The 19692-nt window shown below is 64.7% G+C and carries 19 protein-coding genes and 1 tRNA gene; 8 read left to right on the top strand and 12 right to left on the bottom strand.

Features of this window, described 5'->3' with window-relative positions:
• Window positions 1-50 precede the first annotated feature (50 nt).
• The 5 genes from rlmN to RIE31_00860 all read left to right on the top strand — a co-directional run bounded on the left by rlmN (window position 51) and on the right by RIE31_00860 (window position 6213).
• Complete coding sequence (gene rlmN / locus RIE31_00840) at window positions 51-1205, top strand: 23S rRNA (adenine(2503)-C(2))-methyltransferase RlmN (protein ID MEQ8639149.1); 1155 nt, start codon at window positions 51-53, stop codon at window positions 1203-1205.
• Between the two features lie 22 nt (window positions 1206-1227).
• On the top strand, window positions 1228-1422 hold the full coding sequence (locus tag RIE31_00845) for a hypothetical protein (GenBank protein ID MEQ8639150.1): 195 nt from the start codon (window positions 1228-1230) through the stop codon (window positions 1420-1422).
• Complete coding sequence (locus RIE31_00850) at window positions 1419-1700, top strand: hypothetical protein (protein ID MEQ8639151.1); 282 nt, start codon at window positions 1419-1421, stop codon at window positions 1698-1700. Before RIE31_00845 ends, RIE31_00850 begins: the two co-directional genes overlap by 4 nt.
• A gap of 585 nt (window positions 1701-2285) precedes the next feature.
• Window positions 2286-3299, top strand: coding sequence for a FecR domain-containing protein (locus tag RIE31_00855; GenBank protein MEQ8639152.1), 1014 nt, complete (start codon window positions 2286-2288; stop codon window positions 3297-3299).
• Between the two features lie 151 nt (window positions 3300-3450).
• On the top strand, window positions 3451-6213 hold the full coding sequence (locus RIE31_00860; GenBank protein ID MEQ8639153.1) for a CHASE2 domain-containing protein: 2763 nt from the start codon (window positions 3451-3453) through the stop codon (window positions 6211-6213).
• Window positions 6214-6870: 657 nt separating this feature from the next.
• On the opposite strand, the gene RIE31_00865 is transcribed toward RIE31_00860, so the two are convergent.
• Together RIE31_00865 and RIE31_00870 are read right to left on the bottom strand one after the other, a co-directional pair.
• Window positions 6871-7335 carry an NfeD family protein gene (locus RIE31_00865; protein ID MEQ8639154.1) on the bottom strand — a complete coding sequence of 155 codons (465 nt, stop codon included), beginning with the start codon at window positions 7333-7335 and terminating at the stop codon, window positions 6871-6873.
• 12 nt (window positions 7336-7347) lie between these two features.
• Window positions 7348-8322: an SPFH domain-containing protein gene (locus tag RIE31_00870; protein ID MEQ8639155.1), complete on the bottom strand. Its 975-nt coding sequence runs from the start codon at window positions 8320-8322 to the stop codon at window positions 7348-7350.
• 244 nt (window positions 8323-8566) lie between these two features.
• Between RIE31_00870 and RIE31_00875 the strand changes: the two genes are divergently transcribed.
• A complete protein-coding gene (locus RIE31_00875) occupies window positions 8567-9778 on the top strand; it encodes an argininosuccinate synthase (GenBank protein MEQ8639156.1) in 1212 nt (403 codons plus the stop codon).
• 21 nt (window positions 9779-9799) lie between these two features.
• Complete coding sequence (locus RIE31_00880) at window positions 9800-10327, top strand: EamA family transporter (protein ID MEQ8639157.1); 528 nt, start codon at window positions 9800-9802, stop codon at window positions 10325-10327.
• Here RIE31_00880 and RIE31_00885 read toward each other — a convergent pair.
• Together RIE31_00885 and RIE31_00890 are read right to left on the bottom strand one after the other, a co-directional pair.
• Window positions 10324-11022, bottom strand: a complete 699-nt coding sequence (locus tag RIE31_00885; protein ID MEQ8639158.1) for an NnrU family protein — start codon at window positions 11020-11022, stop codon at window positions 10324-10326. The genes RIE31_00880 and RIE31_00885 overlap by 4 nt on opposite strands.
• A 36-nt stretch (window positions 11023-11058) precedes the next feature.
• Window positions 11059-11337, bottom strand: a complete 279-nt coding sequence (locus RIE31_00890) for a YggT family protein (GenBank protein ID MEQ8639159.1) — start codon at window positions 11335-11337, stop codon at window positions 11059-11061.
• 195 nt (window positions 11338-11532) lie between these two features.
• Between RIE31_00890 and RIE31_00895 the strand changes: the two genes are divergently transcribed.
• A tRNA-Ala gene (locus RIE31_00895) sits at window positions 11533-11608 on the top strand.
• Window positions 11609-11667: 59 nt separating this feature from the next.
• Here the strand turns inward: RIE31_00895 and RIE31_00900 are convergent.
• From RIE31_00900 to RIE31_00935, 8 genes are all read right to left on the bottom strand, one after another.
• Window positions 11668-12765 carry a M48 family metallopeptidase gene (locus tag RIE31_00900; GenBank protein MEQ8639160.1) on the bottom strand — a complete coding sequence of 366 codons (1098 nt, stop codon included), beginning with the start codon at window positions 12763-12765 and terminating at the stop codon, window positions 11668-11670.
• 31 nt (window positions 12766-12796) lie between these two features.
• The gene (locus RIE31_00905; protein MEQ8639161.1) at window positions 12797-13387 is read right to left on the bottom strand and encodes a LemA family protein; all 591 of its coding nucleotides are present in this window, start codon (window positions 13385-13387) and stop codon (window positions 12797-12799) included.
• Window positions 13388-13549: 162 nt separating this feature from the next.
• Complete coding sequence (locus RIE31_00910; protein ID MEQ8639162.1) at window positions 13550-14794, bottom strand: pentapeptide repeat-containing protein; 1245 nt, start codon at window positions 14792-14794, stop codon at window positions 13550-13552.
• 184 nt (window positions 14795-14978) lie between these two features.
• Window positions 14979-15809 (bottom strand): 2OG-Fe(II) oxygenase, encoded by an 831-nt coding sequence (locus tag RIE31_00915; protein MEQ8639163.1) that lies wholly within the window; start codon window positions 15807-15809, stop codon window positions 14979-14981.
• Window positions 15810-15918: 109 nt separating this feature from the next.
• On the bottom strand, window positions 15919-16458 hold the full coding sequence (locus RIE31_00920; protein MEQ8639164.1) for a polymer-forming cytoskeletal protein: 540 nt from the start codon (window positions 16456-16458) through the stop codon (window positions 15919-15921).
• 114 nt (window positions 16459-16572) lie between these two features.
• A complete protein-coding gene (locus RIE31_00925; protein MEQ8639165.1) occupies window positions 16573-17772 on the bottom strand; it encodes a cation:proton antiporter in 1200 nt (399 codons plus the stop codon).
• 203 nt (window positions 17773-17975) lie between these two features.
• Window positions 17976-18635 (bottom strand): peroxiredoxin, encoded by a 660-nt coding sequence (locus RIE31_00930; GenBank protein MEQ8639166.1) that lies wholly within the window; start codon window positions 18633-18635, stop codon window positions 17976-17978.
• 281 nt (window positions 18636-18916) lie between these two features.
• Window positions 18917-19414 carry a pseudoazurin gene (locus RIE31_00935; GenBank protein ID MEQ8639167.1) on the bottom strand — a complete coding sequence of 166 codons (498 nt, stop codon included), beginning with the start codon at window positions 19412-19414 and terminating at the stop codon, window positions 18917-18919.
• Between the last annotated feature and the right edge of the window lie 278 nt (window positions 19415-19692).

Below are 19692 nucleotides of genomic sequence, written 5' to 3' on the forward strand. Positions count from 1 at the left end.
TGTCGGCCAGCGCGGTGACAGCCGGCGCCGTGCAGCGTGAGCCGCGGCCGATGGATGATTTGTGTGAGTTGGGCGGGCTGGACCGCGCCGCGTTCGGCGACGCCCTGGCCAGCGCCGGCATCACTGCCTCCGGCGCGGCCGTGCTGTGGCGGGCCATCTGGCGGCACGGCTTTCGTGATATGGATGACCCGCGCCTGCCGGCGGCGCTGCGTCGTCGTCTGGCCGGTCGCTTCGTGCTTCGCCGGCCGGCGGTGGCGGTAGATCGCCAGTCGGACGACGGCACGCGCAAGTGGCTGTTCGACCTGGCGCGCGGCGCGGCGGTCGAAACCGTGCACATACCGGACGAGGGCCCGTATGACGTTGCGGCGGCGACCGGCGTGGCCGGCAATGCCGCCGCCCTGACGCGCGGTGCGCTGTGCCTGTCCAGCCAGGTGGGCTGCACCCTCAACTGTCGTTTCTGCCACACCGGCACCCAGGCGCTGGTGCGCAATCTGAGCGCGGCCGAGATCATCGGCCAGGCGGCCCATGCGCGCGACGCGCTGGGCGACTGGACGCCGTTCGGGCTCACCGGTCCGCGGCCGCGCCGGGTGCGGCCGCTCAGGCGGGTGGCGACGCTGGTGATGATGGGCATGGGCGAGCCGCTGCTGAACTATGACGCGGTGGCGACAGCGCTGCGTATTGCCATGGACGGCGAGGGGTTCGGCCTGTCGCGCCGGCGCATTACGCTATCCACCGCCGGCGTGGTGCCGATGATCCGCCGTTGCGGTGCGGAGCTGGGGGTGACCCTGGCGGTGTCGCTGCACGCGGTGAGTGACGATGTGCGCGACCGGCTGGTGCCATTGAACCGCAAGTATCCGATCGCTGAATTGCTGGCGGCGTGCCGCGCCTATCCGGGCCTGAGCAATGCACGGCGTATGATCTTTGAATATGTCATGCTGCGGGGCGTGAACGACGGGCTGGCCGAAGCGCGGGCGTTGGTGCGGCTGCTGAAGGACATTCCGGCCAAGGTCAATCTGATTCCGTTCAACGAGTGGCCGGGCAGCGACTTCACCTGCTCCACGCCGAACACCATCCGCCGCTTTGCCGACATTGTGTCGGAGGCGGGCCTGTCGGCGCCGGTGCGCCAGCCGCGCGGTCGCGATATTCTGGCCGCCTGCGGCCAGTTGCGCACCCTGTCGGAGCGGGCGCGGCGACCGGCGGCGTAGGACGCAGAAGGGAGGCTGTCACATGATGGATCTGGGAGTGGGACCGTTTCTTGGGCTTCTCATACTGTTCTATCCGGTCTGGCGCATTTTGCAGCGGGCCGGCTTTTCGCCGTGGCTGACGTTGCTTCTGCTGTTGCCGGGGCTGGGGCTGCTGATTCTCATGCTGCTTCTGGCTTTCGCCGACTGGCCGGCAGAGCGCAGGGACAGTGTGCCATGATCGAAGGTCTCTTCGCGGGTTTGCTGGGGCTGGCGCTTTTCGCGCTGGCGCTGTGGATCGGTGTGCGCATTCTGCAAAAAGCAGGACTAAGCGGCTGGTGGGCGTTGTTGACGCTGGTGCCGCCGCTGGGCGTGGTCGGCGTGTGGGTTTTTGCCTTTGTCCGCTGGCCGGCGGTGGACGGGCCGGAGAGCGGCGGCGGGGACCGCAGGGCGCCGGGAGCGCCGCCGCCGGGCGGCGGCCCGGTCATAGAGGGCAGCGTCGTTCGGCGCGACAAATAGGGCGGCATTTGAAATGACCGGTGCATCGCCACCGACCGATTCGCAGTCCACCGAAAGGCCAGTCGGCGAAGACCGCGATCCGCGCATTGTCGCTTTTGTCCAGATGGTCAAGGCGTGGGCACGCACCAACCTATACCGAACTGTTATGAAATCAGCATCTAGCGCAAGTTTTCAGCTCTGCTCTTAAGCTAGCCACCCAATTCTTAGCACTCCGGACAGTCGATCATCTTCAACACTGCCCGTAGGATCTAAGACGGTCAATCGCGATGGTCTTGGGCTGGTCATACCGCTTCACAAACCGCTTGAAAAACGCAAGAACCGCCTGGCGATCCCGGCGCTTGGAGGCAAAGACCTCCAGCAGCTCACCCTTATGATCGACGGCCCGCGAGGCAAAGGACGGATTGATAAAATTTTCTGCAAATTTTTCTCAAATACTAGTCAAATAAAATTAAGAATACAGACAAATACAAAGCAAATTGGAAACGAAACTTCTTTGATTAAATCTGATTATGGGTACTATTTGCGCTGACGGGGCAGGATTGTATGGCCTCTTAGTTCACAAAACCCCAGCAAATGTGGCGAACCATGTGTACGTCAGCCCAATTCAAGAAGAATGTCCCAGCCGAAAACCGACCTGGTGCATTAGTGCGCGTAACGCGTTGGTGCGTGGGGCTGCTTCTGGTGAGCCTGGCGCTGACGAGCTCGCCGAGTTTGGCCCAGGATCTTTGGACGGTCGCCGAAGTTTCGGGAACTGTGACTGTCCAGACCAGCAGTGATTCGCAGCGGCGCCCTCTGCTTGTAGGCGACGCGGTACAGTCCGTGAGTATACGGACAGCATCTGACGGTCGGGCCGTTCTTGTTCGCGGCGAGGATCGGGTGACGGTGTCTGGAGATAGCGAGACCGTCTTTATGCCGATGTCGAGCCAGGATTCGCAGACTGATATCCGGCAGACCGTGGGCAGCGCATTCTTCGAAGTCGGCAAGCGGTCGTCAGGCCGCTTTCGAGTTGGGTCCCCACATCTTGTTGCCGTCGTGAAAGGGACGCAGTTCCGGGTCTCGGTCACTGACGATGGCGGTTCGGTCGAGGTTACCGAGGGCGTCGTGGGTGTGAATCCCATCAATGCCAGAGAGCACTCCGTCGATGTGACGGCCGGATTTGTGGCGCGTGTGCACGCCGGCGCCAACGAAGTGGAGGTCATCCGCTCTCAGTCCGGGAGCACCTCCGGTAGTGTGGCGTTGGCGGCTACGACAGATGACGATGAAGAGTCCACCAGCGAAAGCAATGGCAATTCCGGCGGCAACGGTAACTCCGGCGGCAACGGTAACTCCGGCGGCAACGGTAACTCCGGCGGCAACGGTAACTCCGGTAGCAACGGTAACTCCGGTAGTAACGGTAACTCCGGTAGCAACGGCAATTCCGGTAGCAACGGCAATTCCGGCGGCAACGGTAACTCCGGTAGCAACGGTAACTCCGGCGGCAATGCCAGCTCGGGCGGCAATGCCAGCTCGGGCAGCAACGGCAACTCCGGCAGCAACGGCAATTCCGGCGGCAATGCCAGCTCGGGCGGCAACGGCAATTCCGGCGGCAAGAAAGGCTAGGTACTAGCAATTCTGGTAGTACGCCTGCCCAGTGCCGTTAATGAAATCTGATTTTTCTATCGCCTAGTCTGCGCGAGTCTTCCGGGACTGAAGGGCGGCATACTGCCCCCAGCAGCCTCGCCGATCTGAACGGCCAATAGGCAGTATCGCCATGGACACGGGCATAGATCAGACTAACCGCACGTCAAGTGGCGTCCGATTTCCAGGCGCGTTCGCGCCATTCTCGACGAGCCACACTGTCGCCGATAATCATGGTGCATCCGGGAGTCGTCGGTCGTTCAGGGGCCTTGCCAAGACCTGGTTAGCCCTGGCGACCATCATCACGGGCCTGGTGTTCTCCGGGTGGCTCAATCCGCTGGACAACGCGGTCAGTGACCTTCGATTTGGACTGAGCGACCGAACGGCGTCGGGCGATATCGTTGTTATCGGAATCGATCCGCGCAGTCTCCAGGAAATTGGTGTCTGGCCCTGGCGACGCAACACCCATGCTGAAGTCTTGGATCGTCTGGTTGACCTAGGCGCTCGGACAATCGCCCTAGACATCGACTTTTCATCCCGCTCCACGCCGGAGGCGGATGGCGCCCTCGCCCGATCAGTTCAAGCTGCCGGACCGACCGTCGTACTACCGGTGTTTCTGCAGTCAGGTACCGGACCTGACGCAGAATACGGGATCTATGTCACAGCACCGCTGCCTGAGTTGCAGGCTGGCGCAAGGCTGGCGTCGGTCAACGTAATCCAAAGCGGAGACGGGCTGGTTCGCAGCGCAGCGACATCCGCAGAAATAGTCGATCAGCGCCTTCCAACGATGTTGCGGCTTCTCGCTCCGCAGTCGGCCGCCCACAACGACATAGACACTTTTTCGATTGACTATGGCATCCGGCCAAGCTCGCTGCCCTATGTCTCGTATGTCGATTTGCTGAACGGGGCGGTAAACGCCGAACAGGTCGATGGAAAATCCGTCATTGTCGGGGCAATTGCTGTCGAACTCGGTGATATGCTACCGGTTCCGGTCTGGCAATCACTTCCCGGTGTAGTCGTTCAGGCCCTAGCAGCGGAATCCATTGTCCAGGACCGTATGCTCCGCCCCGCACCTACAAGCATGGTGCTGACTACGTCGCTCGGCCTTGTCCTCGTCAGTGTCCTCGTTCTTCAGGTCTTCAGTTGGCGCGTCGGCGCGTTGCTGACAACGACTGCCGTCGCAAGCGTACTTGGCGTTGCCGTCCTGACCGGTCTCATGACCTCATTACAGTTTGGTGCGGCAGCCCCGTCATTGTCGCTTGTCTTGGGGTTCATTGCGGTTCTGTTTCGGCGTATCGATGCTCTGGATATACGCGTCATCATGCAGAACCTGGCACTATTGAAGCGGTCTGGCTATATGCGCCTGATCGTAGACAACAGCTCGGACGCGATCTTGACAATTGATAACAACGACCGCATTCGCTCCGCGAATGTGGCGGCGGAGGCCATGTTTGATCAACCTGCCTCTGCCTTACTCGGGTGCGGAATTGGCGAGGTTGTCGAACTGTCTGAAGGGCCCGATGACTTGCAGGACGCTGATCGCCTGCCGCAGCCAAAGGTATTCGGTCGGCACGGCTCCCTACGGCCGGGTATTGGACGTTCCGCCGTCGGACGACGTTTTGATGTGGAAGTCAGTATTGGAACGATGAACCTTCGTGACGAGCATGTTTCAATCGTGACAGTTCGCGATGTGAGCGAGCGCATCAAGGCGGAGCAAGAAATTCGTGAAGCTGATCGCCGCCTGCGCACCGCAATCAATACCCTAGAAGGCGGGTTTGCCTTGTTCGAGCGCTCCGGCGCGTTGACGCTGTCGAACAAGATGTGGCAGACGGTCTTTGGTACTGCCGAAAGGAGCACCTCAACGGAGAACAACTACGGGTTGATGCTCAGCAAGCTTGGCTCCCTAAAACGTTTGGCGATACATGACGATGAACTTGAGATATGGCTCGACATGCGTAAAGCTGCGTTCCGTCGCGGGCAAGACAGGTTCGAAATGCCGTTGGCAGACGGAACCTGGTATCTGGTCACCGTCGCCCCCGCGGACCGCGACCGGATCGCCGCTATCTTCGCTGACATTACGCCGCTGAAATCACGGGAAGCCGAAGTGCTGGCGGCTCGAGATGATGCGGAGCGGGCAAACCAAACAAAATCAGAATTCCTTGCTAATATGAGCCACGAGTTGCGAACACCGCTCAATGCCATCCTTGGCTTCTCTGAACTCATGCAGAAGGAAGTGTTCGGACCACTTGGCGCCGATTCCTATCGCGAATATACGGTCGACATTCACAACAGCGGCGCGCACCTTCTTGAACTCATTAATGAAATACTCGACCTGTCGAAGATCGAGGCGGGGCTATTTGTCCTGAACGATGAGTCGGGCGACCTATCCTCTCTTGTGGCGGCGGCAGAGCGGATGATTCAATCGAAAGCGCATGAGGCACATGTGGCGCTCGAGATAGATGATTTGTCGGCATTGCCGGATATTGTTGTCGACAGGGCGGCTTTCAAGCGGGTTCTGATCAACATCCTGTCGAACGGGGTGAAGTTTACATCGGATGGCGGAAAGGTCCGCCTGTCGGCGGACGTTCGGTCAACTGGCGACCTGGCAATCCGGATTACCGACACCGGATGCGGAATCGCAGCGGAGCACTTAAACATTATCCTGAAGCCATTCACGCAGGTGGACTCTGCTTTCTCGCGTAGCCATGAGGGTGCCGGTTTGGGATTGAGTATCGTAAAGGGCATCCTCGACCAGCATGAAGCGGCGGTCACGATTGAAAGCGCACTTGGTGAAGGGACAACGGTCACTGTCGTTCTGCCGGCCGGCCGGGTCCTAGCTCCGAGCGGTGCAGACAATATTGCACCAGCTGCCAACGGCAGCTTGGCGACGGCCTAGCTACTGCCGAAGCTTACCGCCTCGACGTAGCACGGGTGACGGAAAGCGCGGAATTGTCAGACCAACGGTCTTCGGTTGACCAGTGGGCTCTCCTAGAGTGCTGTCCGTCTGAAATGAACTGGTCTCCGATTTTGTAAGATCTGGCAGCGTGAGGCGACCAGCTGGCACCACTCAACTACTGCTGCTTTACGCGACTCCTCTTGAAAGTTTCGCGGCGAATCAGATGGCGTTCAAGGTTGAAGGGGTTGTGGATTGAGGCATGAACGGAAGCGAATTTTTGCAGCGTCTTGATGTCCCAGAACCGTGACATGGCCCCTGACCTGCGTCCTGTAGAGGACGGGTTCGAGATCGAACTCATTGGAGACATTGCCAAAAAATGATAGAGCTCCCCGCCAAGGCGGAGAGCTTTGTTCCTGAAATGTACCGGAGTTCGGTAAAGGTGGTTGCGGGGGCATGGTTTCTGCCGAACATCGTATTTTTTTATCAGTTTCCGTATAAGGCCGAGTTTATCCGCAGTTCTGGGTGGACTCGTCATACTGATCGTATCGCCGTGCGTACCGCTCTTCGCGCATCGCAAGGCTGTGTTGCGTTTGTTCCAGGGCCGGCACCGAGGGCTTCGCCTGGCCAGCCGGCACATAGCCGCCAAGCGCCACGCGCCTAGTGGCTGACCGGCCGCACCTTCAGGGTGGCGCCGTCGAGGCCCACCACCTCCACAGTCGTGCCGGCGGCAAGTGTCACGCCGTCGGCGCTTTCGGCCAGCCAGGATTCGCCATCCACATGGAGCCGGCCGTGGCCGTCGGTCATGGCCGCGTCCAGCGTCACGTGGCGGCCGCGCAGGCGGTCGCCACGGCGGTTGAGCGGCGCTTCGCCGGGGGTGCTGCGCGGCCGCCAGATGCGGCGCGCCACAAAGGTGGCGGGAATCGACAGTCCGGCAAAGGCCAGAAGCTGGAACTGCCAGGCAAAGTCCGGCGCCAGCAACAGGACGAGGCCGACCACCAGAGCGGCGAAGGCCGGCCCCAGCAGCAGGCTGGACGGCACGAAGACCTCGATCGCCACCAGGGCGATGGCGAAGGCCCACCACGCCCAGAACGAGATAGTGCCTAGCCAGTCGGCGATGGTCATGGCCGGGCTCCGTCAGACGCCGTCACGGGCCGCGTCGCGGGCGCCAGACTGGGACCGGCCGTCGGCCAGCGCTTCCCTGGCCAGCTCCGCCACGCCGGCCAGCGCGCCGATGACGCCGGAGGCCTCCAGCGGCATCAGGATCAGCTTCTGGTTGGGCGCGCTGGCGATCTTCTCCAGCGCCTCTGTATAGCGCTGGGCGACGGCGAAATTGACCGCCTGCACGGTGCCGTTGGCGATGGCCTCGGAAATCATGGTGGTGGCGCGGCCCTCGGCCTCGGCCTCGCGCTCGCGCGCTTCGGCATCGCGGAACGCGGCCTCGCGGCGGCCCTCGGCCTGCAGGATGGCGGCCTGCTTTTCGCCTTCCGAGCGCAGGATGGCGGACTGTTTCTCGCCTTCGGCCTGGAGAATCTCGGCCCGCTTTTCGCGCTCCGCCTTCATCTGGCCGCCCATGGCCGCGACCAGGTCGGCCGGCGGCGTCAGATCCTTGATCTCGATGCGGGTGACCTTGATGCCCCAGGGGTTGGTCGCCTGATCGATGACCAGTAGCAGACGCTCATTGATGCTGTCGCGATTGGACAGCACGTCGTCCAGCGCCATGGAGCCGATGACCGAGCGGATATTGGTCATGGACAGGTTGGACATGGCCCGTTCCAGGTCGCTGACCTCATAGGCCGCCTGGCGGGCCATGACCACCTGATAGAAGACCACCGCGTCGCAGCGCACGGTGGCGTTGTCAAAGGTGATGACGTCCTGCGGTGGCACGTCCAGCACGGTTTCGCGCATGGAGATCTTGAAGCCGACGCGATCAACGAAGGGAGTCAGCAGATGCAGTCCGGGATCGAGGGTGCGGGTGTAGCGTCCGAACCGCTCCACCGTCCATTCCTCCGCCTGCGGCACGGTCTTGACCGCGCTCCACAGGATGATGATGGCCCCCGCCAGAACAACGAGAACGAATAGGGTGAATGCGCCGGGAATGAACGGTTCCATGAATGCTGCCCCTCTGTGACCCGGCAAGAAGTCTAGGCTGTGCGGCGACCGGATGCCAGCGCGGGTGGCCGCCCCGGACAGCGGGCGCGGCGCGTGGGCGCGGGCTTGCCGGGCGGGGGGTCGCGCCTATACTGCGCCGCATACGGGCAGACGGCCGCACGGCAGGCAGGCGGTCGCTGGCAGCCAGCCTGCGGCCCGGCCCTTATGCCGGCCTTTATGCCGGCTTGTATGGGAGACGCGGGTGATGGCGGATCAGGTGCGCAAGGTGGTACTGGCCTATTCCGGCGGGCTGGACACCAGCGTCATCCTGCGCTGGCTGCAGGACGTCTATAAGGCCGAGGTGGTGACCTTCACCGCCGATCTGGGCCAGGGCGAAGAGCTGGAGCCGGCGCGGCGCAAGGCCGAGATGCTGGGCATCAAGGAGATCTTCGTCGAGGATCTGCGCGAAGAGTTCGTCCGCGACTATGTCTTTCCCATGTTCCGCGCCAATGCGGTCTATGAGGGGGTCTATCTTCTGGGCACCTCCATCGCCCGTCCGCTGATCGCCAAGCGACAGATCGAGATCGCCCACCAGACCGGCGCCGACGCGGTGGCCCACGGCGCCACCGGCAAGGGCAATGACCAGGTTCGGTTCGAGCTTGGCTACTACGCCCTCGATCCGGACATCCGGGTGATTTCGCCGTGGCGCGAATGGGACCTGACCAGCCGCAGCAAGCTGATCGAGTATGCGGAGAGCCGGCAGATCCCCATCCCGCGCGACAAGCGTGGCGAAGCGCCGTTCAGTGTGGACGCCAACCTGCTGCACATCTCGGCCGAGGGCAAGGCGCTGGAAGACCCGTGGATCGAGCCGGAAGAGCACGTCTATTCACGCAGCGTGTCGCCGGAAGAGGCGCCCGACCGGCCGACCTATGTGGAAATCGATTTCGCGCGCGGCGATGCGGTGGCGGTGGACGGCGAACGCCTGTCGCCGGCCAGCCTGCTGACCCGACTCAACACGTTGGGCGGGGCCAATGCCATCGGCCGGCTGGACCTGGTGGAGAACCGATTCGTCGGCATGAAGTCGCGCGGCGTCTATGAGACGCCAGGCGGCACGATCCTGCTGGCGGCCCATCGCGGCATTGAGAGCCTGACGCTGGATCGTGGTGCGGCGCACCTCAAGGACGAGCTGATGCCGCGCTATGCGGAGCTGATCTATAACGGCTTCTGGTTCTCGCCCGAACGCCTGATGTTGCAGGCGGCCATCGACGCCAGTCAGGCGGAGGTCAGCGGGACGGTGCGGCTTAAGCTGTACAAGGGCAGTGTCAGCGTGGTCGGCCGCAAGTCGGAGCGCACGCTCTATAGTCTGGGCCATGTGACCTTTGAAGAAGACAGTGTCTATGACCAGCGTGACGCCGCCGGCTTCATCCGGCTGCAGGCGCTGCGCCTGCGCCTCGCCGCCCGGCGTGGCCGCAATTAACCGGTTGGGAGCGCGCTTGTCATGAAGGCCGGATTGGCCGTGGTTGTCCTGTCGCTTGGCACCATCGTGCTGTGGGGCCTGTGGGGCTTCTTCGGCAAGCTGGCAATCAATCGCGGCATAGCCGGATCGTCGGTGTTCATGGCCGAGGTGGCGGTGGGCGCGTTGCTGGCGCTGGCTCTGACCGCCTGGTTCCTGGTGGGCGGCCATCTGGGGGCCGGCAGCTTCGGCCCGGGCGCCGCACCGTGGCGGGCCAGCTTCAACGTCTGGGGGGTGCTGTCGGGCCTCGGCCTGGCGCTGGGGCTGCTGCTGTTCTATCTGGCCCTGGAGCTGGGCAAGGCGGCGGTGATCGTGCCGCTGACGGCGCTCTATCCGGTGGTGGCGGTGTTGCTGTCGGTGCTGTTCCTGGGCGAGCGCCTGACCTGGGTGCAGTGGTCGGGGCTGGTGCTGGCGCTGGCCGGCATCCTGCTGCTGGTGTCGGGGCCGGTGGAGGGGGCGACGCCGGAACCAGCCGCTGCGCCGCCGGCCGGCTCACGCGACGCTGGCGCCTAGACCGGCAGCGGCGAGGCGGCGAACAGGAACGGGTGGACCGTCAGCAGCAGGCCATAAAGCACAGCCGTGACGGCGAGGCGGGCGGGACTTATGGCGGCCCGGTCGAAGCGCGTCCGTCCGGCCGCAATGGCGGCGAAGGGCAGGACCGAGGTGGTCAGCGCCACCGGCCCCCAGGCGCCACCCAGAGTCTGGCGCCGACGATAGTCAATATGCGCCATGCCGCCGAAGGCCAGCACGGCAAAGCCGCCGAAGAAGATGAGCGAGGCGCCGTCGCCATTGGCCGCCATGTGGCTGAGTGCCCACAGACCAATGCCCCACAGCATGGGATGGCGGGTGACACGCAACATGCCGGGCGCCGGGTCCTTTGTGGTCTGGGCCGCGGCCTCGCCGCCGACGGCGGTAACCGAGCGCACACTGAGCCCGCCGACCACCAGCAGCAGGGCCGGCGGCATGACCAGCAGCGGTAGCCAGGCGAGCCAGGCCGGCCCGCTCCACACCGGCTGGGCCGTCGCCACGCTATAGGCCATGGCCGACCAGATGAGAGCGGCCGCGGCAAACAGACTATAGCCGGTGCGGAAGCCACCCTCGCCGACGAGGCGGATGAGCGGCCGGCGCACGGTCAGCGACGACAGCAGGAAATGACCGCCGACGAAAACAGCGACGGCCAGAAGCAGGGTGGACAGGCTTTCACTCACAGGTCTGGTTCCGTTATCCGTGGCGGGCCGGTCCTGCTAGAAAAGAACCTCGGCCAGCAGGTCGCGCAGGAAGAACAGGCCCAGGATCAGCACCACCGGCGACAGGTCGATGCCGCCCAGATTGGGCAGGATGCGGCGGATCGGCCGCAGCGCCGGATCGGTAATGCGGTGGAGGAAGTCACCGACCATATAGACAAACCGGTTGGTCGTGTTGATGACCCCGAAGGCGACCAGCCAGGACAGAATGGCCGAGGCAATCAGCATCCAGATGTAGACGGTGATGACGGTGCTGATCAGGTTGAAGAGGGCGACCATGATGGGCCTTTCCGGGCGGGTGCGCTGGACCGGCGGGGGCCCAGATCAGGGAAACTCCAGTCCCGGACCCTAGCCAAGGGGCCGAATCGGCGCAAGCAAGCCGGCCGGCCGCGGGCCGCCCCTCCCGCATCCTTGACAGGCGGGCGCGGCTCTTTCATGTATCGCGGGCCCGGATCGGCCGGTCCGGCGTGGTGCGGGGCCGTAGCTCAGATGGGAGAGCGTCGCGTTCGCAATGCGAAGGTCAGGGGTTCGATTCCCCTCGGCTCCACCACCGCTCTATGGGTCGTCCCTGGCCGGCCCCCTCCGCTCGGTCGCTTCTTTGGTGGGCCGTCAATCGGCTCCTGAGTCCGGTATCAGCGAAGGGCTGCGCAACGCCAGGCGCGCATCTTTCAGCATGGCCCTGTCGTCCATCCGCCAGACGGGATCGCGTTCGGGATCAAAGTCCGGCTCCAGCGCGCGAATGCGCGCGAGAAGCGGTGGGTGGGTGGCGAACAGACCGGCGAAGCCGCCGGCGGCTTCGGCAAAGAACATGTGCCGCGCTTCTTCCGCATGAGGGTTGGCCATGCGGCTGCCGGCGCTGGAGGCGCCGATCTTTTTCAGAGCCTGCGCCAGACCCTGGGGATTGCGGGTGAACTGCACGCCACCGGCGTCCGCCAGGGATTCACGACGGCGCGACACCGCGCTTTGCAGAATGCGCCCGGCCAGGACCCCCACCAGTGACAGGATGAACAGGCTGATCGCCAGCACCGCGATCAGCGCCATGCCCTTGCCGCCGCCCCGCCCCCCGCCGCGGAACCGGCTTGCGCGCAACATGGAGCGGCCGATCCAGTGCAGTATCACCAGGCCGAACACCATGCCCATGAGCCGTGTATTCAGGCGCGTGTCGTAGTGGGCGATGTGGGCCATCTCGTGGCCGATGACCCCGGACAGTTCCGCGCGATTGAGCCGGGCGAGCGCCCCATGGGTGACACCGATAGCCGCGCGTGACGGATCGCCGCCGGCGGCGAAGGCGTTGATGCCTGCTTCGTTCCTGACGACGAAGGCGCGGGGCGGCGGCAGGCCGGCGGCGATGGCCATTTCCTGAACCACATTCAGGTAGCGCCGCTGATACGGGTTCGTCGCCTGCTCCGTCACTTCCTCGCCACCCAGAGCCCGCGCCACCGTGGCGCCATCGCCGCCGAGGGTGGCGACACGGATCAAGGCCACAAGAGAAATCGCGCCGATGATCAGCCCGGCGGTGACCAGCACCGTCGGGAGGTGGAGGGAAAAAGTCAGCGTTTCGTCGCCGCCCCGCATGTGCAGCAACACCGATGCCAGTAGTCCAAGGGCGCCGCCGATGACCACCACCAGGACCGTGAAACCCAGCACCAGCAGGGCCGACGCCCGCCGCGCCCTTTGCTGGGCGGCGCGGAAATCAAAACCGGACATGGCCCTGTTCCCTGGCGTTGCGACCGCTCACTCAGCGGAAGGAGACGTCAGGGGCCTTGCCGATCGCTTCCCGGTCGGCGAATTCCAGCATGCCGACGGTGGTGAAGCCAAACTGCCGCGCGATCAGGTTCGAGGGCACGGTCTCGACCGCGTTGTTGTAGCTCATGGCCGCGTCGTTATAGGCCTGGCGGGCATAGGCCACGCGGTTTTCCGTGGAGGACAGCTCTTCCTGGAACTGCATGAAGTTGGCCGACGCCTTGAGGTCGGGATAGGCTTCCGACAAGGCGAACAGGCGACCGAGCGCGCTGCCCAGCAGGCCTTCCGCCTGGCCGAGCTGGAGCATGGCCGCAGCGTCGCCTGCCGTCCCGCTGAGCCGGGCGCGCGACTGTTCCGCATGATCACGGGCTTTGATCACCGCCTCCAGAGTCTCGCGCTCGTGCGCCATATAGCCCTTTACCGTCTCCACCAGCTGCGGGATCAGGTCGTGGCGACGCTTTAGCTGCACGTCAATCTGGGCGAAGGCATTGACAATGGCGTTCCGCAACCGGATCAGGCGGTTGTAGAGGCCGATGCCCAATGCGACGACGGCGACGGCGACCAGTCCAATGATCAGAAGTTCCATGGGGACGACCTGTAGCTGAGCAGAACCTGTCTGTCAGGCACTGTAGCAACCGGCATTGACGCGGGCATAGGCTTAATCAGCCGCGCTTTCGCTCGCGCGTTCCCCCCGCCGGGATTTGCACGGGTCTGAGGTCGCCGCATCGGCCGATGGCCGTCCGCTTGCCTATGGTGTGGCGCGCGTCCGCAAAAGGGTTCGCAGTTCTTTATCGAAGCGGGCGCCGTCCAGTTTGCAGTCGGTGACAATGGCCCGGGCGAACCTGGCGCCAAGCAGGTTGCAGTCAGAGAAATCCGCACCATTGAGATGGGCGCTGGCGAAGTCGGTTTTCTCCGCATTGGCGCCGGAAAAACGCGTAGCCACAGTGCGCCCGGTCAGGTCGCCGCCAGCATCGCGCATGGCAACAGGGCGGGACTGAACGCCGCGCAGTCGCGCGCCGCCCAGATTGCACCCGGAGAAGTCGGCGCCGGAGATATCGCAACGGGACAGGTCCGCGCCCTCCAGATTGGCGTTGCGGCAGGATGCCAGCTTCAGGGTCGAACCGGTCAGCCTGGACCCGGCCAGGTTGGCGGACGTAAGGTCAACGGCGCTGAGATCCAGGTTTCTAAGGTCCGCCTTTTGCAGGTCATGTCCCGCCAGTTCGGCGCGCGCGCCCCTTTGGCCATTTGTCGTGATCCACGTCTGGTGGCGCAGCACCACCTCCCTGATGTCCTCAGGCACATTGGCGACGGAAGCGTCCGTATCCGTGTCGCGGGAATCGGCGCGGCTCAGATCAACCCCGTCCAGTATGGCGCCACGCAGGTTCGCGCCGCGCATGTGGGCCCCCTCCACATTGGCGTCGGTCATGTTGGCGCCGGTCAGGTCGACCTCTGTCATGCGGGCGTTCCTGAGATCGGAATGGCTGAGATTCGCTCCCGAGAGGTTGGTGCGGAACAGATTGGCTTCGCTGAAATCGCTCCCCGCGAGCCAGGCCATTTCCAGATTGGCGTGAGCTAGGTTGGCCTGGGAAAAATTGCCGCCCGACGCGTCGCTGTTGGGATATGCGGGCGAGCGAATCTGCATTTCTTCGTCAAAGACCACGCCGGGCCGCAGGTCCGCGCCCTGCAGGTTGGCGCCTGAGAAGTTGGCGCGCCGCACGACGGCACCGCGCAGGTCGGCGTTGGACAGGTCGGCGTTGGAAAAATCACAGTCATCAAGGGCGGCGGCGAACAGGTCGCAGGAGTTGAGCCGGGCGTTACAGAGGCTGCTGCCATTGAGGTTGGCCAGGGACATGGAGGCCTGTTCGAGATTGCACCCGGACAGGTCCATGCCCCGCAGATCCCGGCGCTTGAGGTCGGCGCGCCGCCCGCCCGGACGGCCGCTCAGGAAACGAGCATGGCTGGTCAGCAGAGCGGCAAGGTCCGGCGGGATCATGGTGGGGGCGTCTCCTGCCACAGCCTAACGCCGTGGTTGCCGCCACAGGAAGCGGAATGTGCCGAACGCCCGGCCGCGTGACACTATGGCACGTGTGACACTATGGCCGCGCGTGTTGCCGGGTCCGGCGCGCCGGCCGGCGCGGCCGGCCTCCGTCAGCTACCGTCGCGACGGACAGTGTTCGTCAGGCGATAAAGCGCTCACGCTCGCGGGTCAGATCCCTGAGCCGTGGCAGGCTGCGCAAATTCTCCGCTGCCCGGTCAGGGAAGACGAAGTTGGGACTGCGGTCGAAGCTGTACAGCAAAATCATGCGCGGCTTGACCGTCTTGCCTACCGGCGCCACGCGGTGCAGCGACAGATTGCCGTTGAAGAACACGAAGGTACCGGGTTCCAGCGGTGGCCGTTTGGCGTGACGGTCCGGGTCGTGCAGCACCTTCGCCACATCGTCGAGGCGCTCGTCTTCCAGGGTGCGGATATAGGGGGCGTATTCGAACTCTCCGCCCTCGTCCGGCTTTTGCAGCAGAAGTGAAATCACCCCGTCATTGCCATCATAGTGCCAGCCGTCCGTGTCGCCTTCCCCTTCGATCTTCATGGTCATGGCCAGGTGCGGGCACTGGCTGGGATACATGGTCTCGGCGCCGAAGACCTGGCGGACAAACTCGGTCAGCGCAGGCCACAGGAACAGCGTCCGGCTCGGCCCTTCGTTAGGAAAGCAGTGATTGATGATGCGTGCGAACCGGTTGGGGAAAATCACGTTGCGCGGATGATCAGGCGGCAGGGAGTCGTCGCCGGCCGGTTGAAAGAAGAGATTGCGCCGGGTGTCGGTATAGACCGCATCAGGCATCAGCGGCTGCGCCTCGTCGAGCATCTGCCGGATCGCTTCGGGCCGCAGAAAGCCCGGCAGGCTGCACAGCGCATGCTCCGCCAGATCGCGGCGGCACTGGGCAACCAGGGCCTGGCCGGCCGGTGACGTCAGGTCGTGAATCGGATAGCGCTCGGTATCGACGAGTCCCATCGCCATCGCATTGCAGGTCACCGGCATCGAGCCCTCCCCCGGGAAACGTAAATTAGCGGGCGGAGCGTGTGCCAAGTCCGGGCCTGCGCGCAAGGGCTTTCGGTGCCGGTCAGTCCCGCGGACGGACCGGCGGCGGGGTGGCGCTCAGGGCTGGCGGGTGGCCGGGCGAGCCGGCGGGTGGGCGGCCGGCCGGACGGGCGTCCCCCGCCGGACGCAGCGGCGCGATCTCGCCCTCGATGTCGGCGCCGTTCTCGATCTCGATCCGGCCATAGCGGATGGTGCCGGTAAGCCGCGCCGAACGGCGCAGAATCAGGCGGTCGCGGACGGTCAGGCTGCCATCGAAAGCACCCGCGATGTCGGCACTGTCCAGGTCCGCCATGCCACTGAACGCGCCATCGGGGTGAACGTCCATATGACGGCATCCGGACAGCCGCGTCTCCACAAAGCCCTCCACCACCAGGGTGTCACAGTGGTCGATCTCCGCCGCCACATGGATGTCGCGGCCGACCACCAGGGTGCGGCTATTGGCCTGACCGGCCGACTCTTCCTCGTTGCGGCCATAGGGGGCGATGACCCGGGGCGGCATACCGTAAGTAGTGGGCAGACCAAGGCTGGGTCGTCGCGGCGGCAGGGAATCGGAACGGGACATGACAGCCTCCTGTGGCACGGGAGGCAGGCGCAGTGGGCCTGCAGGGGGCTATAGTCGCCACCCAAGTTTGGGAAAAATAAGGCGGTGTGCGAGCGGCGTGGCGCCGCCGGACCATCAGGTGGCGCGGCGCAGCAGACGGCTGGTCAGAATCGGTCCACCAATCTCAAAGATCACGGTGGAGGTAATGGCGACGGTGATGAGGATGGCGGCGGCGTCCGGAAAGCGCTCGCCGGCCAGCAAGGCCATGCCCAGCGCAACGCCGGCCTGTGGCGTCAGGGCCAGTCCTACCGCCGGTGTCACATCGGCCGGCCGGGCCCGGCCAAGACGGGCCCCGGCCCAGCCACCTAGGACGCGGCCCAGCAGGCGGAACGCGATGAACGCGGCGGTCAGCCCGGCGACATCCAGGGCCCGGGCCATATCCAGCTTGGCGCCGGCGAGAACGAAGAAGAAGACGAGGAACGGCCAGTCCACCTGCTCGATCTCGCGGAAGGACTGGGTGTGGTGGGGCGCCAGATTGGCGATGACGGCGCCGGTGGTCATCGCCGCCAGCAGGGGCGAGACCTCCAGCCAGGTGGACAAACCGGCGACCAGCAGCACGACGGCGATGGCCTCGGTCTGGGTCGGCTGACCGCTGCGCAGGCGACCGGTCATATAGGCGGCCGGTCCGCCGATGGCCGCCCCCAGCATCAGGGCGCCGCCCAGTTCCCACCCGGCATGGGCCAGCGCCACCACACCGTCGGCGGTGACCAGCCAGCCGGCGAGGGCGAGCGCCAGGCCGAACAGGATGATGCCCCAGGCATCATCAATGGCCACCACATCCAGAAGCAGCCGGCCGAGGGTGGATTTTGCGGCACCATCACGGACCACCTCGCGCACCGCCGCCGGATCGGTTGCGGCGGCCATGGCGCCCAGCGCCAGAGCGACGGTGACCGAAGCCCCGACCATCAACATGCCGGCGCCGACGATGAGGGTGCTGCCAATGGCCACGGCAAGCGACAGAATCAGGACCCGGCCACCGGTCTTGCGCAGGCGCGATACCTGCAGGTCGCCGCCCAGCAGGAAGGCGACCATGACCAGGGCGACGGTGACGAGCGGCTCCTCCAGCGGCCCCAGCAGGGTGACGCCAGGGGTCAGGCCGCCGAGGCCGCCCCAGTCACGCACCAGGGCGATGGCCACGCCCAACAGAACCAGGGCCGAGATGCGCGGCAGGCCAAGCCGCCGGCACAGCGTATCAGCGCCGATCGAGATCGCCAGGATGGCGCCCATGATCAGCAGGACGGCCGTGGCGGAACCGATGTCCGGTAAGGCGATCATGACTGTCACTATAGAAGATCAGGCGTCGTAGTGGATCGGGCGGGCGACCCTGGCCTCAGCGGACTCCGCAAACCCCATAGCACAGCCGCGGCCGCAGAGACGGCCGGGGCTGGCCATGGGCGGCGCCCCATGCGGTATCAGGCGGGCAGCGCGGCCAGGCCCGATGACCGTGGTGCTCTGTGCGGGCTCGCTATGCGGGCTGACTATTTGGGTTGAGCGACCAGCCGCAGATAGGGCTTCAGGGTTTTCCAGCCGCCCGGAAACTTCTTCCTGGCGTCCTCGTCCGACACGGTGGGGACGATGATCACCTCCTCACCGGGCTGCCAGTTGACCGGTGTGGCCACCTGATGGCGCGCCGTCAACTGGATTGAATCGAGAACCCGCAGCACTTCGTCGAAATTGCGCCCGGTGGTCATTGGGTAGGTGAGGACCAGCTTGATCTTCTTGTCCGGCCCGACCAGAAAGACCGAGCGCACGGTGGCGTTGTTGGCGGCGGTGCGGCCGTCAGACGACTCGCCGGCATCGGCCGGCAGCATGTCATAGAGCCGTGCGACCTTGAGATCGGAATCGCCGATCAGCGGATAGTTGACCGCGTGGCCCTGGGTCTCTGCGATGTCGCCGACCCATCGCTTGTGGTCGGCCACGGGATCGACGCTGAGACCGATGATCTTGCAATGGCGTTTGGCGAACTCATCCTTGAGGCCGGCAAGATAGCCAAGCTCCGTGGTGCACACCGGCGTGAAGTCTTTGGGGTGGGAAAAGAGGATGGCCCAGCCGTCGCCGATCCAGTCATGAAACTTTATCGGGCCCTCGGTGGTATCGGCGGTGAAGTCCGGTGCGATGTCATTGATGCGAAGTGTCATGGAACGGCCTCGTTAGTGGGGGGATGGCTTTATTCGGAAACGCCGGCAAGCGGCACTTGGCAATGGCCGCAAGCGGCGGCGCAGGATCGGCGGTGCAGGACAGGCCAAGGGCCCAGCAGGACCGCGGAAGGCGCGACGATGCTAAACCCGGCGGCGGGGCGAAGACTATCCGCAGTTTCAGTCATGCGGACCATGACTTGAGCTAGGGTCGCGGGCGCCGCGAGCCGGCCCCGCGCCTGTTCCGGCGTCGCCGCCTGCGGCGGCGGCCAAAGCCGGGCGGGTCAGCCTTCAGCCAGATGGGCGTCAAGCCGGTCGAACAGAGCAGCGAAGGCCTGGCCGGCCCGGCCGCGATGGGTGACGGCGCGAGCGGCCGACAGATTGACCCTGGCGTCGCCGACCACAACAAGCCCGACCATGCCGGCCGCCGAATGGGGCACACAGCGATAGCCATATACCCCTTCGCTTGTCAGGGTGGCGCTGACCGGCTGGCCGATAGCGCCCCGCCAGGTTTCGCCGCCGGGCGGCACCATGCCATCCACCGAAATGCTGTTGTGGCCCTGATCAACCGGCACGAACCGCACCTGGTCGCCCGGCTGGATGAACAGCAGGTCGGGGCTGAACACGAACTGGCGGTTGTCGGCGCCGATATTGCGCATCTCAATCCGGTGGTCAGCGGCCAGCGCCGCCGGCACCGGCAGCAGCAGGGCCGAGGCCGCGAGCAACGGCACCGCGCCAAGCAGCCGGCGCCGCAGCGGGTCGGGCGTGAGGATCGTTCCCATGGTGTGCTGGTCTCCGTTGCCGGTCAGTCGGTATTGGCCAGGCGGTAACAGGCGGTCATGGGCGAAGGCGAAGTCGCCGCCCGGGGGCGGCAGTGTGGCAGGCAATGCAGCCGGTATCCATGCCTGTGGCGACGCGGCCGGCAATGCGCATGCCGATTTGGTAGGTGAAGACGGCGCCGGCGGAATCGTATCGCGCCCGGAACCAGTTGTCGGTGTCTGGTCATAGCCAGCTTCACGCTGGAACAAGACGGTGATGCCGGCGGCGGCAATTATCCGGA

This window comes from Alphaproteobacteria bacterium (assembly GCA_040218575.1).
Classification (GTDB): Bacteria; Pseudomonadota; Alphaproteobacteria; order JAVJRE01; family JAVJRE01; genus JAVJRE01.

What these genes read in the sequence shown, in the direction of transcription:
- rlmN (MEQ8639149.1), top strand. Translation starts at nt 51, where the DNA reads ATGGATGATTTGTGTGAGTTGGGCGGGCTGGACCGCGCCGCGTTCGGC.
- RIE31_00845 (MEQ8639150.1), top strand. Translation starts at nt 1,228, where the DNA reads ATGATGGATCTGGGAGTGGGACCGTTTCTTGGGCTTCTCATACTGTTC.
- RIE31_00850 (MEQ8639151.1), top strand. Translation starts at nt 1,419, where the DNA reads ATGATCGAAGGTCTCTTCGCGGGTTTGCTGGGGCTGGCGCTTTTCGCG.
- RIE31_00855 (MEQ8639152.1), top strand. Translation starts at nt 2,286, where the DNA reads ATGTGTACGTCAGCCCAATTCAAGAAGAATGTCCCAGCCGAAAACCGA.
- RIE31_00860 (MEQ8639153.1), top strand. Translation starts at nt 3,451, where the DNA reads ATGGACACGGGCATAGATCAGACTAACCGCACGTCAAGTGGCGTCCGA.
- RIE31_00865 (MEQ8639154.1), bottom strand. Translation starts at nt 7,335, where the DNA reads ATGACCATCGCCGACTGGCTAGGCACTATCTCGTTCTGGGCGTGGTGG.
- RIE31_00870 (MEQ8639155.1), bottom strand. Translation starts at nt 8,322, where the DNA reads ATGGAACCGTTCATTCCCGGCGCATTCACCCTATTCGTTCTCGTTGTT.
- RIE31_00875 (MEQ8639156.1), top strand. Translation starts at nt 8,567, where the DNA reads ATGGCGGATCAGGTGCGCAAGGTGGTACTGGCCTATTCCGGCGGGCTG.
- RIE31_00880 (MEQ8639157.1), top strand. Translation starts at nt 9,800, where the DNA reads ATGAAGGCCGGATTGGCCGTGGTTGTCCTGTCGCTTGGCACCATCGTG.
- RIE31_00890 (MEQ8639159.1), bottom strand. Translation starts at nt 11,337, where the DNA reads ATGGTCGCCCTCTTCAACCTGATCAGCACCGTCATCACCGTCTACATC.
- RIE31_00900 (MEQ8639160.1), bottom strand. Translation starts at nt 12,765, where the DNA reads ATGTCCGGTTTTGATTTCCGCGCCGCCCAGCAAAGGGCGCGGCGGGCG.
- RIE31_00905 (MEQ8639161.1), bottom strand. Translation starts at nt 13,387, where the DNA reads ATGGAACTTCTGATCATTGGACTGGTCGCCGTCGCCGTCGTCGCATTG.
- RIE31_00910 (MEQ8639162.1), bottom strand. Translation starts at nt 14,794, where the DNA reads ATGATCCCGCCGGACCTTGCCGCTCTGCTGACCAGCCATGCTCGTTTC.
- RIE31_00915 (MEQ8639163.1), bottom strand. Translation starts at nt 15,809, where the DNA reads ATGGGACTCGTCGATACCGAGCGCTATCCGATTCACGACCTGACGTCA.
- RIE31_00920 (MEQ8639164.1), bottom strand. Translation starts at nt 16,458, where the DNA reads ATGTCCCGTTCCGATTCCCTGCCGCCGCGACGACCCAGCCTTGGTCTG.
- RIE31_00925 (MEQ8639165.1), bottom strand. Translation starts at nt 17,772, where the DNA reads ATGATCGCCTTACCGGACATCGGTTCCGCCACGGCCGTCCTGCTGATC.
- RIE31_00930 (MEQ8639166.1), bottom strand. Translation starts at nt 18,635, where the DNA reads ATGACACTTCGCATCAATGACATCGCACCGGACTTCACCGCCGATACC.
- RIE31_00935 (MEQ8639167.1), bottom strand. Translation starts at nt 19,414, where the DNA reads ATGGGAACGATCCTCACGCCCGACCCGCTGCGGCGCCGGCTGCTTGGC.